This is a genomic window from Rhizobium sp. P44RR-XXIV (assembly GCF_001999485.2).
Taxonomy (GTDB): Bacteria; Pseudomonadota; Alphaproteobacteria; order Rhizobiales; family Rhizobiaceae; genus Rhizobium.
Window position 1 is genome coordinate 123,577 of the sequence record NZ_MPVZ02000025.1, and the last position, 13,580, is coordinate 137,156.

General features: G+C 61.1%; 9 protein-coding genes, 1 tRNA gene and 2 pseudogenes. 5 read left to right on the plus strand and 7 right to left on the minus strand.

Annotated features, from left to right (window positions below; genetic code table 11):
* The first annotated feature begins 112 nt into the window (after window positions 1–112).
* A pseudogene (locus BSK43_RS05965) lies at window positions 113–993 on the plus strand (LysR family transcriptional regulator).
* A gap of 27 nt (window positions 994–1,020) precedes the next feature.
* Here the strand turns inward: BSK43_RS05965 and BSK43_RS05970 are convergent.
* Window positions 1,021–1,230 (minus strand): hypothetical protein, encoded by a 210-nt coding sequence (locus BSK43_RS05970; protein WP_077471355.1) that lies wholly within the window; start codon window positions 1,228–1,230, stop codon window positions 1,021–1,023.
* Between the two features lie 193 nt (window positions 1,231–1,423).
* Between BSK43_RS05970 and BSK43_RS35030 the strand changes: the two genes are divergently transcribed.
* Window positions 1,424–1,570, plus strand: coding sequence for a hypothetical protein (locus tag BSK43_RS35030; protein ID WP_169055369.1), 147 nt, complete (start codon window positions 1,424–1,426; stop codon window positions 1,568–1,570).
* A 52-nt stretch (window positions 1,571–1,622) separates the two neighbouring features.
* Here BSK43_RS35030 and BSK43_RS05975 read toward each other — a convergent pair.
* Both BSK43_RS05975 and BSK43_RS05980 read right to left on the minus strand, forming a co-directional pair.
* Window positions 1,623–1,699, minus strand: a tRNA-His gene (locus tag BSK43_RS05975).
* A gap of 222 nt (window positions 1,700–1,921) precedes the next feature.
* On the minus strand, window positions 1,922–2,368 hold the full coding sequence (locus BSK43_RS05980; RefSeq protein ID WP_068396997.1) for a phasin: 447 nt from the start codon (window positions 2,366–2,368) through the stop codon (window positions 1,922–1,924).
* A 222-nt stretch (window positions 2,369–2,590) separates the two neighbouring features.
* Here BSK43_RS05980 and BSK43_RS05985 point away from each other — a divergent pair, with 222 nt between their 5' ends.
* Window positions 2,591–6,229: an ATP-binding protein gene (locus BSK43_RS05985; protein WP_136686773.1), complete on the plus strand. Its 3,639-nt coding sequence runs from the start codon at window positions 2,591–2,593 to the stop codon at window positions 6,227–6,229.
* 20 nt (window positions 6,230–6,249) lie between these two features.
* Here BSK43_RS05985 and BSK43_RS05990 read toward each other — a convergent pair whose 3' ends face one another.
* Together BSK43_RS05990 and BSK43_RS05995 are read right to left on the minus strand one after the other, a co-directional pair.
* On the minus strand, window positions 6,250–6,651 hold the full coding sequence (locus BSK43_RS05990) for a GFA family protein (RefSeq protein ID WP_034488469.1): 402 nt from the start codon (window positions 6,649–6,651) through the stop codon (window positions 6,250–6,252).
* 119 nt (window positions 6,652–6,770) lie between these two features.
* Window positions 6,771–7,661: a LysR family transcriptional regulator gene (locus BSK43_RS05995; protein ID WP_077471354.1), complete on the minus strand. Its 891-nt coding sequence runs from the start codon at window positions 7,659–7,661 to the stop codon at window positions 6,771–6,773.
* A gap of 175 nt (window positions 7,662–7,836) precedes the next feature.
* On the opposite strand from BSK43_RS05995, the gene BSK43_RS06000 reads away from it, so the two are divergent.
* Together BSK43_RS06000 and BSK43_RS06005 are read left to right on the plus strand one after the other, a co-directional pair.
* A complete protein-coding gene (locus BSK43_RS06000; RefSeq protein ID WP_077471353.1) occupies window positions 7,837–8,733 on the plus strand; it encodes a DMT family transporter in 897 nt (298 codons plus the stop codon).
* Between the two features lie 197 nt (window positions 8,734–8,930).
* A complete protein-coding gene (locus BSK43_RS06005) occupies window positions 8,931–9,284 on the plus strand; it encodes a hypothetical protein (RefSeq protein WP_077471352.1) in 354 nt (117 codons plus the stop codon).
* A gap of 17 nt (window positions 9,285–9,301) precedes the next feature.
* Here the strand turns inward: BSK43_RS06005 and BSK43_RS06010 are convergent.
* Window positions 9,302–11,261, minus strand: a pseudogene (locus tag BSK43_RS06010) (DEAD/DEAH box helicase).
* A gap of 354 nt (window positions 11,262–11,615) precedes the next feature.
* Window positions 11,616–13,568 (minus strand): acetoacetate--CoA ligase, encoded by a 1,953-nt coding sequence (locus BSK43_RS06015; RefSeq protein ID WP_077471351.1) that lies wholly within the window; start codon window positions 13,566–13,568, stop codon window positions 11,616–11,618.
* Window positions 13,569–13,580: the final 12 nt, after the last annotated feature.

The window sequence follows — 13,580 nt, forward strand, 5'->3', positions numbered from 1 at the left end:
GGGTGTGCCTCCTCGTTTTCTTGGATGGGTGCAGGATCGCACTTCAATTTGCACAAATCAATGAGCTGTTATAAGCAACCGTTGTGCAAAAATTAAAGCCCTGGATGTGCAAATGGATTGGGACGACGTCCGCATGTTTCTCGCCGTGGCTCGCACGGGGCAGATTCTGGCCGCATCCAAGCGGCTCGGCGTCAACCATGCCACGCTTTCCCGCCGCGTGACGACGCTCGAGGAGCGGCTGAAGACGCGGCTGCTCGTGCGCCGCACCAATGGCTGTGAACTCACCGCCGAGGGCGAAATCTTCCTGCATGCGGCCGAGCGCATGGAAACCGAAATGCTGCGAGCTCAGGCAAGCATCGGCCACCTCGATACCGCCATTACCGGCACGGTACGCATCGGCGCGCCGGATGGCTTCGGTGTTTCTTTCCTGGCTCCAAGGCTCGGCCGGCTGATCGCGCGCTATCCGGAGCTGCGCATCCAGCTCGTTCCCGTTCCCCGGTCCTTCTCGCTGTCGCAGCGCGAAGCGGATATCGCCATCACGCTGGAGCGCCCCGAGCAAGGCCGGCTCGTCTCTTCCAAGCTGACGGACTACACGCTCGGCCTCTATGCCTCGAAAGCCTACCTGGAACAGGCCGGATTGCCGGATAGCGTCGAGGCGCTGAAGCTGCATCCCCGCGTCGGCTACGTCGAAGACCTGATCTTTACCGCCTCGCTGAATTTCTCCGGCGAGATCATGCGCAGCTGGGATGCATCCTTCGAAATTTCCACCGCCATCGGCCAGACGGAAGCCGTTCGCTCCGGCGCCGGCATCGGCATCCTGCACGATTATGTCGCCAGGCAATTTGCGGAGCTGACCCGCATCCTGCCGGATGTATCGATCAAGCGCGCCTACTGGACGACCTATCATGAAAGCGCGCGCGATCGGTGCGGGTGCGTACCGTCGCCGACTTCCTGCAGGAGCTGGTCAGCGAAGAGCGGCGGATGTTTCTGTGAGGGTGTAGTGCCTTGCCACCACAAACCTCACGGCATCAAGGCGCACCACCATGAAGGCGGATGCGGCAGCGCCGAAGCGGCTGCATGCTTCGGCGGCTCGTCATTTTCATCCGGGTTGGGAACGGGGACCTCGTCCGGCAACCTGTCCGGCTGCGGCTCTTCGATCGGCGGCTTTGGCGTCCAGCCGGGTTCCGGCATCGGAGGCGACTCTGGAATAGGCTCGTTGGGTACAGACATGGCCTGATCCTTTCGTCTCGTTGCTGATACCGAGAGAACGACGGGGAGCACGCACAGTTCCAATATAAATGCCGTCAGCACCGCCAAGAGCGAAAGGCCACGCACCCTCGCCCGCGACAATCCGCCAGCGACGAAGCTGGACAAAGGACAGCCGGAGCCTAGTATTTCAGGCAGGGATCAGGGAGTCAGGATCATGAGCGATAAGAAGCAGCCGAAACTCGACGAAAAGCAGCGCAAGGAACAGGACGACTATCTCGAAGAAGCGCTGGAAGAGACTTTTCCGGCGAGCGATCCGATATCGCCCGGCCGCGTGGCCAAGAAGCCGGAAGACAAGAAATAGCCGACGCTCGCCGGTGGCGCGCATGCTGTTTTCAATAGGCTTCGGGAAGAAATGGTACGGTTGGGGGGTCTCGAACCTCCGACCTCAGGTGCCACAAACCTGCGCTCTAACCAACTGAGCTACAACCGCACATGCTCGCGTCGCCGCGAACGGGGGTGACATACGAGGACTTTAAAACTATTTCAAGTCCTATCTCCCCGCAATGTGAAAAAGCTTCAAAGATATCCAGACAATGATGTGCTTCGACATTCATCGGGCAAAGCGCGTCTGGCCTGCCAAAAGAAAAGTCCCGCCTCCGGGTCTTTCACCTGGAAACGGGACATATAAGCCTTGGGAGGCTGACCGTTAAAATTAGGCCTTGAAGGAGGACATTGCCTTTTCAGCGGCGTCCTTGGCCGGCTTTGCCAGCTTTTCAGCAACCTTCTTGGTGGTTTCCTGAATGGACTTGGCCTGCTCTACGGTGACTTCTGCCTGCTTGCGGATGAAAGCGGTCTGAAGTTCGAAGAGTTCGGCGACGGACTTGACGCGAAGCAGCGCTTCCATGTGCGCCAGCGAGCTTTCGGCATTGGTGCGCAGAACGTCGATGGCCTTGAGGCCGATCTCGACGGAACCAGCCTGGGCGGTCTGCACGGTTGCTTCAACCGTCTTGCCGGCTTCTTCAGTGGCGGTCTTCAGCTTGGCGAAGGCTTCCTTGGACTGGACAGCGCCCTTTTCCGCGAAGTCGCGGAAGGATTCGGAGAGCTTGGACGGATCGAATGCAGCCGTTGAAAAAACGTCGTCTTTCTTTACAGTAGCCATGATTACGCTCCTATATGGGCCCTCTTCGAGGCGCCCTTCGTGAACCTGTGTGAGGCTTATATAATATAAAATATTGTGCAGTGCAACATAATTTTGCAGCGCACAACGCGTTAACCTTTCCGGCCGAAAGATGGGCCCTTCGCTGGACCCGAAAGCAGGGCACGGTTATTAATAAACCGTTAAAACACGAGAGGCGGTCACGCCCGCAAAACAGGTTGGAATATGCCCGCAGTTCAATATCCGTTCATTGACATTGCCGTGCATCCGCGGGTGCGGGAGCGCTTCGCTCGTGGCGAAGCCATGGTCATGTTCTCGACCGGGATGGATCGCGTGCTGTGGGCCAATGGCGCCGGCGCCAACCTCTTCGGCTTTGATGTCATTTACGATTTCCTCGACCAGGGGCCGAAGCATGGCGACGTCTCGTTCCGCCAGATCGAGGCGACGGCACGCGGACTTGGCGCCGTCGGCGACCAGCGCACCTTCCTCATCCGCATGGCCTCCGGCTTCCAGCGCGCGGTGGTGAATGCGGCGGTCGAGCTCATCCGCATCCAGGCGGGCGAAGAGGCCATCCTGTTCTCATCGCCGGTCTCGGCCAAGCCGATGGCACCGGCCGAATGCGCCCGGCGCATGATCGACGGCTTCGATGATCCCGATACCCACATGGCCGTCATCGGCCGCGACGGCGAAGTCATCTCCGCCTCCACCCGCTTTGCGACACTCGGCATAACGCCGCAGACGGCGCGGATGTTGACCACCATGGCCGGCGCGCAGCCGGATCGCCTGATCAAGCGGCCGATCCCGACCGGGCGCGGCTATCTGCCGGCCGCCATCGGCAAGCTGGCGGAAATACCCGCATTGCATCTGCTGTTCGTGGTCGAGACCGTTCTCGGCCACCTCGATCCGACGGAGAATCTGGCAAGCGCAGCCGCGGTTGAACCGCAGGCTGAAGAGGCCCGCGCCGAACTCGAGGCAGCGGCAGTCGACGAAACAGCAAAACCCGTACTGGCAGCGCCCTTCGGCGACGTCATCGACGCGGTTGCCGGCATCGAGGAATTGGACGAGACACCGGAATATCAGCCAGACGAGCAGCCCGAAGCCATTCCGGCCACCGAGGAGACTGCCGAAGATACCCACGCGCTTGCCCTGCTGGATGGAGCAAGCGAAGCCGATATCGAGGCTGCCGCTCAAGCCGACGAACAACAGGCGGAAGCGCCTGAGCATCGCGAAGACCACATCACAGACAGCCAGACCGCCGAAACACCCGAAGCGGCTCAGCCCGAGGCAACCAGCACCGAAGACCATTCCGCGGAAGGCTTTGCCTTCAAGCGCAATGGCCGTGCTACCCGTTTCGTCTGGAAGATCGATGCTGCCGGTCGTTTCAGCGAGGTTTCGCGCGAATTTGCCGATGCTGTGGGACCGCATGCAGCAAAAATAGCCGGCAGCGCCTTTGCCGATATCGCCGCGCGCTTCAATCTTGATCCGGATGGCAAGATCGCCGAACTTCTGGCAAGGCGCGACACCTGGTCGGGTCGCACGATCTATTGGCCGGTTGAAGGCACCAGCCTGATGGTGCCGGTCGATCTGGCGGCTCTGCCGACCTATACACGCAGCCGCGAATTCGACGGTTTCAGGGGCTTCGGCGTCGTTCGCCTGGCGGATGTCATCGAAGATCCGGCGAAGCGCGGCATGTCGCTGGATCTCGAAGGCAACCAGCAGGCCGCTGCGCCAGAAGCTGCCGATCAACCCGCAGAGACGGAAGCAACCTCAAACGAACCGCCAGCCGCCGAGCTGGAAGGCCCCACCGCGATCGAAGGGGCCGAAAACACGGCGCGCGAAGCCGCGGAAGATGTTGGCACGCCCCATTACGAACCGCCCGCTCTTCATATTGCCGAGACGCCAAACCGCCGGGAAACGGACAAGATTATCCGCCTGCACGAACACCGGACGTTGACGCAGGCAGGCCTTTCGCTGAGCGAGCAAGCCGCCTTCCGCGAAATTGCCCGGCAGCTGGAACCCTTCGGCAAGCGTACCGAACCGCCTGTCGAACAGGCCCCGGTCGAGCCCGCTGCAGAGAATGTCGATATCGCCCCGCAGGCAAATGCAGCCGATGAGCTCCTTTCTGAGACGCCTGAAACGGCGATCGGAAACGACAATGACAATGTCGAGGCCAGCCATGAAAGCACGGCGCCGCGGGCCGAGGCTTCCTTAACGGAAGATACGGTCGAGCCTATCGAGACGGCAGTGACGGTCGACCCCGCTCCTCAGCCTGACACATCAGTCAAATCCAGCGAGCCGGAAGAAGATTTCGATCCACTCGATGCGCTCGCCACCGCCATCCCGCCGCGCGTGAAGATGCGCACCGGTCTGTCGGTCGATATCGTCGACCAGCTGCCGCTTGCCGTTCTCGTTCATGCCGGCGACCGGTTGATCCACGGCAACCCAGAATTCCTGCGGCTGACCGGCTACGAGAATCTGACGGATCTCGAACAGGTTGGTGGGCTCGATGCGCTGCTGCAGCGCAACGATCTTGAAGGCAAGACCGAACAGCCGGGCACGATGATGGTCGTGCGCGCTGATGACGCGCTGGTTCCGGTGACCGCGCGGCTGCAATCGATCCGCTGGGAAGACGGCACCGCCTTGATGCTGGCACTGATGCCCGTGGAAAAGGCCGCGCAACCCGCACCGCCGGAGCCGGTATCGGAGGAGGCCCGTCCCGAACGTATTCTCGAGAAGGTCGCCAAGCTGCAGGTGGAGATCGAGGAACTGCGCTCGACGCTGGAGACCGCGACCGATGGCGTCATCATCGTCGGCCAGGACGGCGAGATCCGTTCGATGAACCGCTCGGCAAGCGCGCTTTTCAACTACGACGACCAGGAAATCCGCGGCAAGCCCTTCGTCATGCTGTTTGCCCATGAAAGCCAGAAGGCGGTGCTGGATTATCTCGGCGGCCTTTCCGGCCACGGCGTTGCCAGCGTGCTCAACGACGGACGCGAAGTGATCGGCCGAGAGGCATCCGGCGGCTTCCTGCCGCTGTTCATGACCATGGGCCAGCTCAACTCGTCCAACGGCTATTGCGCTGTCATCCGCGACATCACGCAGTGGAAGCGGACGGAAGAAGAGCTGCGCAACGCCAAGCGCGCCGCCGAAACCGCCAATGCCCACAAGACGGATTTCCTTGCCCGCGTCAGCCACGAGATCCGCACGCCGCTCAACGCGATCATCGGCTTTTCCGACATGATGGCTGGCGAGCGTTTCGGCCCCATCGGCCATTCGCGCTATATCGAATACGCGACCGATATCGGCCGCTCGGGCCGGCATGTGCTCGACATCGTCAACGACCTGCTGGATATCTCCAAGATCGAAGCCGGCGAGATGGATCTGGAGTTCGCATCGGTCGGCCTCAACGAGGCGATCACCGAGGCGGTATCGCTGGTGCAGCCGCAGGCCAACAGCCAGCGCGTGATCATCCGCACCGCGCTTTCGCAGGCTGTGCCGAATGTCGTGGCCGATCTGCGTTCGATCAAGCAGATCGCGCTGAACATACTTTCGAATGCCATCCGCTTCACGCCGTCTGGCGGCCAGATCGTCGTGTCGACGTCCTATGAGGGCAATGGCAGCGTGGTTCTGCGCATCCGAGATACCGGTGTCGGCATGACCCGCTCGGAGCTGGAACAGGCGATGAAGCCCTTCCGACAGGTGGCGACCAATGCCCGCAAACGCGGCGACGGCACAGGCCTTGGTCTGCCGCTGACCAAAGCCATGGTTGACGCCAACCGCGCAACCTTCTCGATCAACTCCTCGCCCAACGAGGGGACGCTGGTGGAAGTCACCTTCCCGTCACCGAGAGTGCTGGCGAACTGAGTGAGATCGCCGGCCCGCCATCAAAACCAGAGATCGCGCACGCACCGTCCCTTGGACGGGAGGTCTTCGAATGTGTCCAGCCCGTCGAAATGATCGATCGGCAGGTCATCAACGAGATCCGGGGGTGCCAGCCGAAGATTGACCGCCATACGGCGGCGGCCATCTTTCTGGAGCCGCAAGCCGCGCCAGCTCAATACATTGGCGCACGACGGGCAAAACAATATTTCGAGCGACGGCTGCTTTTCCTCGGCCCGAGTATAGGACGCCGTCTGCCCGGTGACGGAGATCCGCTCTCCTTCGTAATCATAGGCCCACAGCGCGCCATAGCGCCGGCAGAGCGTACAGTTGCAGGCCGTGATCGAGCCAGGATCGCCTTCAAGCGTCCAGCCTGTCTTGCCGCAATGACATGAGCCGATCAGCATGAGTTATGCGCTCCCCTCACCGTATGGTAGCAGGTGGCATTCTGCCTCAATCGAATAGTGGCTGCAAATAGCGATCTCTTGCAAGAGATCGAGCCCTTTCCGGCCTGACATCCATCGGCTCAGCTCGCCAGAGCCAGACCGCCGTAACGGCTGATTTCGCTCTCTATCTCGGCAATGAGCGTATCCAGCGCAGGGTTTCTCACCTTGCGGCCGCGGCGCACCACATAGGCCAAGGCGGGCGGCGTCGGCAGCCCATGGCTGATGACCTCCATGTCGGGCGGCAGGTGACGACCGTTCAAAAGAGCCACGCCCAGGCCAGCGCTGACCGCCGCGATGATTCCGGCCGAGCTGGTGCATTCGAACACGGTTTCGAGGACAACGCCGCCATCCTGCCCGATATCGAGCGCCCAGCGGCGATAGAAGCATTCATCGTCGAAGGACAGGAACGGTATCGGGCCGTCCGGAGCCACGGACAGGTCAGGGTGTTTGACCCAGTAAAGCTGCTCCCGAAAGAGAACGGCATCCGTCGGACGGACCTCATGGGCGAAAACCTGGATGATGGCGGCGTCGAGTTCTCCCTTGTCCAGCATGCCCCGCAGAACCAGGCTCATGCGAACCTTGGTGCGTACGGACACATTCGGATGCAGGCGGCGGAAACGCCCCAATATGCGGGCAAGATCGGTGCAGGTCGTATCCTCAGTCAGGCCGAGGGCAACGCGGCCGGCAAGCGACGTCTTGGACAGGCTCAGTAGCGCCTCGTCATGCAGGCCGAGAATGCGCCCGGCATAATCGAGCAGATCCTCGCCCGCAGCGGTGAACATCGACGCGCCAGGCTTGCGGCTCAAGAGATCGCAATCGAGGCTCGTCTCAAGCCGCTTGATCTTGTGGCTGACGGCCGATTGCGACAGGCCCAGGGCTTCAGCGGCGCGGGTGATACCGCCATGATGACGGATCGCCCAGAGGGCACGCAGAGCGTCGATTTCCAAACGGCGGCTCGTCAATTCGGTCATGGCACACTCAGCCTCGATGATGGTTTTACAAGTAGAATGCATGTTGCGGCTGCATCTGGCAAATTTTCATGAGCTATGCGACTGAATTGTCATGTCATGATCGATATTTGTCATATGCCATCGAGCCAGCGCTCCCCTATGGCTTGATGGTGCAGCATATTCGATCGGGAGCCCGATGACAGACCAATACCTATCCCGGCCAGCGCCAGGTGAACGCCGTTTCCTTTGGCCCTTGCTGGCCGGGCTTCTGATTATCAGCTGGAGCTCCGGCTTCATTGGCATTCGCTATGCGAGCCAAGAGGCAAGCGTCATGCTGGTCCTGTTCTGGCGCACGCTTCTATCGGGTTTGATCCTGCTGCCTTTCGCCTTGGCGATCGGGCCACGGATGCGAATGCGGGCGATAGTGCAGCAGATGCTGTTCGGCGTGATGTCGGTCTTCCTCTATCTCGGCGGCTTCGCACTGGCGATCGAGCAGCGCGTGCCGACGGGACTGGTGGCGCTGATCTCCGATCTGCTTCCGCTCGCGATCGCTGCCCTTTCCCAACCTGTTCTCGGAGAACGGTTGAGCCGACGCCAATGGCTGGGAACGGCAATTGCTGTGGCGGGCGTGCTGATCGTCTCGGTGGATAGTCTCAGTTTTGGCGCGGCTCCCATCTGGGCCTATGGCGTGACGGTCGGCTCCATGCTCGTCTTTGCTTTTGCCTCGGTCCTGCACAAGCGACAGCGCACCGGGCACATGCCCGTTCATCAGAGCCTGTGCATCCATACCCTCACGGCTTCGGTGCTGTTCGGTGCCTGCGCCATGATGCAGGGCAGTCTTGCCCCGCCGCTAACGTCCGGTTTCGCCATCGGCATTGTCTGGCTGGTTCTGATCGCAACCTTTGTCGCCTATTCGGTCTATTATGCCAGCCTTCGTCTTTTCCCGGTGGCGCAGGTGAGCGCCGCCATCTATCTGAGCCCGCCGGTGACCATGCTCTGGGCCTGGGCGCTGTTTTCAGAACCGCTGACGATGGCGATGTTCGCGGGGCTGGCGGTGACGCTGGTCGGGGTATGGCTGACTTCGCGCAGCTAGAGCATTTCCAGGAAAAGTGCGCAGCGGTTTTCCGTCCGGAATGCGTAACAACAAAGAGATAGAGCGTTTTCGCGATTCGAAGAAAAGCGAAAATGCTCTAAGGCGAAGTTCCCTGCGGCTTCCTTCGCGAACGGCCTAAAGCGGACGCAATCGTGTGGCATTGGCCGGCCGAAACATCGACGCAGGAGACACACGTGATGAACGAGAGCTGCCCCGTTCTCTCTCCCAACGAGAGACAATATGTCGACATCCAGGAGCGAGCCGAACAGGCGATGTTGGCGACGATTTATGCAGCGATCGAGAAGGCACGCCAACAGGCGGCTGACGAGCTGAGTTCCGTTGGATCAGAGTTGACGCCGCCGGCATACGAGTTTTTTGCCGCCGTCGCCCACCAGAAGCTTTTCCTTCTGTTGTGCGGCGCCGATCCGGAAACGTTCATGGGTGGAAACCCCGATATCGCCGCCCGCATCATCGAAAATGGCCGGAACATATCCGACCATTATTGGGTCGGCAGGGCTGCAAAATCAGACCCTGACGACCCTTCGAACTGATCGCGGAAGCGACCCGGTTATTCGCCGCGCACCTTTGCAGCCTTGCGTGCGGCTCTGGAATTCGGCTTGCCGCTCTTGGGAGGACCGTCACCCCTGGGAGCACCTTCGCCCCGGGGAGCGCCGTCGTTCTTGGCGAAATTCGGCTTGCCTGCCTTCTTCACCCAAGGCTTCTTGTCGGAACGCTCGGAAACGCCACCTTCGCCGGCCTGTGCCCGTTCCGGCTTGCGATCGGACTTCCATTTCGGCTTGCCGCCCTCCTGCGGGCGGGGACCTCGGTCGGCGAAAGGCTTCTTTTTCTCGAAAGCCCCTTCCCGCCTGCCCTGCGAGAAATCCGGTACGCCGTCGAGCGGCTTCACGCGGATGCCGCGTTCCAGCGTCTTGTCGGGGCCAATGGCGACCAGGAAGCGTTCAGCGCCTTCCTGCGAGAACTCGACGAAAGTTTCTTCCGGCTGCATCTTGATGGCGCCGATGTCGCGCTTGGTCAAGTTGCCGTTGCGGCAGAGCATCGGGATCAGCCAGCGCGGCTCGGCATTCTGCTTGCGTCCCACAGAGAGCGACACCCAGACGCCGTCGGTGAAATCATTGCGTCCCGCACCCGGGCCGTCGTCGCGGGGAGTGACCGGGAAATCGTCACGGCGAGGCTTCTTGCGCTCGCCTTCGGCCGGCACGTCCTGCAGCTCTTCCGGCGCGGAGTGACGCGCCCGATAGTGACGCAGGAATGCGGCCGCGATCTGCTCGGCGCCGTGGCTTTCCAGCAGCTGCTTTACCAGCGACTGCTCTTCTTCCCGCAGAGGCTCGGCGAAAATTGGATCGGCGAGCAGACGCTCGTCGTCGCGCTCATTGACCTCATCGGCAGACGGCGGCTTTGCCCAGGTGGCGCGCAGGCGAGCGGCCTCCAGCAGGCGTTCGGTGCGGCGGCGTGCGCTGAGCGGCACGATCAGGGCGCTGACGCCCTTGCGGCCGGCACGGCCGGTGCGGGCCGCTGCGATGCAGCAGGGTTTCCGGATTGGTCGGTATGTCGGCATGAACCACCAGATCGAGGCCCGGCAGGTCGATGCCGCGAGCGGCGACGTCGGTGGCGATGCAGACGCGGGCGCGGCCATCGCGCATGGCCTGCAGCGCATGCGTACGCTCACTCTGGCTAAGCTCACCCGAGAGAGCTACGACGGAGAAGCCGCGATTGTTGAAGCGTGCCGTCAGATGGTTGACCGCTGCACGGGTCGAGCAGAAGACGATGGCATTCTGCGCTTCGTAGTAGCGCAGGACGTTGATGATGGCATTCTCCCTGTCGCTCGGCGTAACGGTCAGGGCGCGATAGTCGATATCGACGTGCTGCTTGGTTTCCGAAGCCGTGGCGATACGGACCGCATCGCGCTGGTAATTTTCGGCAAGCTTGGCAATGGTGCGCGGCACGGTCGCTGAAAACATCAGCGTCCGCCGGTCGGCCGGCGAAGTCTCGAGGATGTATTCGAGATCCTCGCGGAAGCCGAGATCGAGCATTTCGTCGGCCTCATCGAGCACGACAGCCTTCAGTTCGGAAATATCCAACGAGTTGCGGCGAATATGGTCGCAGAGGCGGCCCGGCGTACCGACGACAATGTGCGCGCCACGCTCCAGCGCCCGCTTCTCGGTGCGCATGTCCATGCCACCGACGCAGGAGACGATTGTCGCGCCCGTCAGTTCATAGAGCCATTCCAGCTCGCGCTGAACCTGTAGCGCCAGTTCGCGGGTGGGGGCGATCGCCAAAGCCAATGGCGTGCCGGCGCGGCCAAAGCGTTCCGCACCTTCAAGCAGGGTCGGCGCCAGCGCCAGACCGAAGGCAACCGTCTTGCCCGAGCCTGTCTGGGCTGAAACGAGAGCATCCTTGCCGGCCAGGCCGGGATCGAGCATGGCCTTTTGCACCGGCGTCAGCGTTTCATAACCACGCTTTGCCAAAGCCTGGGCAATCGCAGGAACGATGCCTTCGAATTCGGTCATAATTTGTCTTTCGGAATTCTTCGTGCCAAACGGCACGGATCATCGTGGCCCGCACGTCGCAGGCCTCTTCTTCAGGCCTGCACATACTTGCTCGGCAAGCTAATGTACAGAGCACATGCGTATTTGTGCGCGACAGAACGAAAAAAAGGCAGCGAACGACGCTGCCTTTGAGAATGATGCTGCCTAAAGAAAGCTCGAGTCGGTGAACTTCATGTCTCCGGAGCCAGAAGCCGGCTCCAATCCGCTCTAGCTCATGCGAACGGTCTCAAGTTGGCTTTTACCTTTGACCAATCTTTCTTAACGCGCCGTTACCAAACGGGGGTCATCGTTTGCCCATCAGTTTTTGGGGAGGCCTCAGCTCCTGAGCTCTTCCAGCCCGACGAAGAGATCGAGCGCCTCGGGGTTGGCGAGCGCTTCCTTGTTCTTGACCTGGCGACCATGCACCACATCGCGCACTGCAAGCTCGACGATCTTGCCGGATTTGGTCCGCGGAATATCGGCAACCGCAATGATCTTGGCCGGCACATGGCGCGGCGAGGCTCCCGTTCGAATGCGGGTCTTCATCTGCTTGACCAGATCTTCCGTCAGCGAGGCGCCAGCCGCCAGGCGGACGAAGAGGACGACCCGGACGTCGTCGTCCCAATCCTGGCCGATGCAGAGCGCTTCCAGGACTTCGGGGATCTGCTCGACCTGATTGTAGATTTCGGCGGTACCAATACGCACGCCACCGGGGTTTAGCGTCGCGTCCGAGCGACCGTGGATGATAAGGCCGCCATGCTCGGTCCAGGCGGCGAAATCGCCGTGACACCAGACATTGTCGAAACGCTCGAAATAGGCGGCGTGGTACTTTGCACGCTCCGGATCGTTCCAGAACATGACAGGCATCGAGGGGAAGGCCTTGGTGCAGACCAGTTCACCCTTCTCACCGCGCACCGGCTTTCCTTCATCGTTCCAGACATCGACGGCAAGGCCGAGGCCAGGCCCCTGGATTTCACCACGCCAGACAGGCTGCAGCGGATTGCCGAGCACGAAGCAGGAAACGATATCGGTGCCGCCGGAGATCGAGGCCAGCTGGATATCATCCTTGATGCCTTCATAGACGAAAGTGAAACCCTCAGGCGACAGCGGCGAACCGGTCGAGGTCATCAGCCGCAAGCTTGAAAGGTCATGCGAGGTCTTCGGCGTCAGGCCGCTCTTGTGCACGGCGTCGATATATTTGGCCGAAGTGCCGAACAGCGCGAATTTCTCTTCCTGGGCGTAGTCGAACAGGATGTTGCCGTCGGGAGCGAAGGGCGAGCCATCGTAGAGGCAGAGCGTCGCGCCGGCGGCAAGGCCAGTCACCAGCCAGTTCCACATCATCCAGCCGCAAGTGGTGAAATAGAAGACCTTTTCGCCGGGAACGACGCCGCAATGCAGGCGATGCTCCTTGATGAGCTGCAATAGCGCGCCGCCTGTCGAATGCACGATGCATTTCGGCACCCCGGTCGTGCCGGAGGAAAACAGGATAAACAGCGGATGGGAGAAGGATACGGGGACAAACTCGACCGGCTTTGCCTCAAAGGGTGCGACAAAAGCATTCAGCGTCCGTGCGCCGGGCGTTGCCGCGACCACCGCATCGGCATCGCCGGCATAGGGTACGACCAAGGTCGGTACGTTCAGGCGCTGCGCGATGGCGCTGACCTTCGTCGTGACGTCCTGAAGCTTGCCGCCATACCAATAGCCGCTGCAGGCGATAAAAAGCTTCGGTTCGATCTGGCCAAACCGATCCATGACGCCCTGTTCGCCGAAATCCGGGGAGCAGGAGGACCAGATCGCTCCGATCGACGTGGCTGCCAGCATGCAGGCAATGGTTTCGGGCATGTTCGGCATCATTGCCGCGACCCGATCTCCCTTGCCGATGCCGAGCGCGCGGTAGGCCTGCTGCAGGCGTGATACGGTCTCAGCCAGCCGATCCCAGGTCCAGCGATCGCGCACCTTATCCTCGCCCCAGAACACCAGCGCATCGCCCTTGCCGCTTCTCGACAGCAGGTTCTCGGCGAAATTCAGTTCCGCATCGGGAAAGAAACGGGCTTCCAGCATGAGGTCGCCATTAACAAGCGCTCGCTCACCGCGATGTCCCTTGACGCCACAGAAATCCCACACTGCAGTCCAGAAATTCTCGCGATCGGCGATGGACCAGGCATGCAGGCCAGTGAAATCGGAGATTGACAGGCCGAAACGCCGGTTGCATTCCTGCATGAAGGAAAACATTGGGCTTTGACGACGGGATTCTTCCGATGGCGTCCAGAGCAGGTCTTGATCGTGCATGTTTCTCTCCCC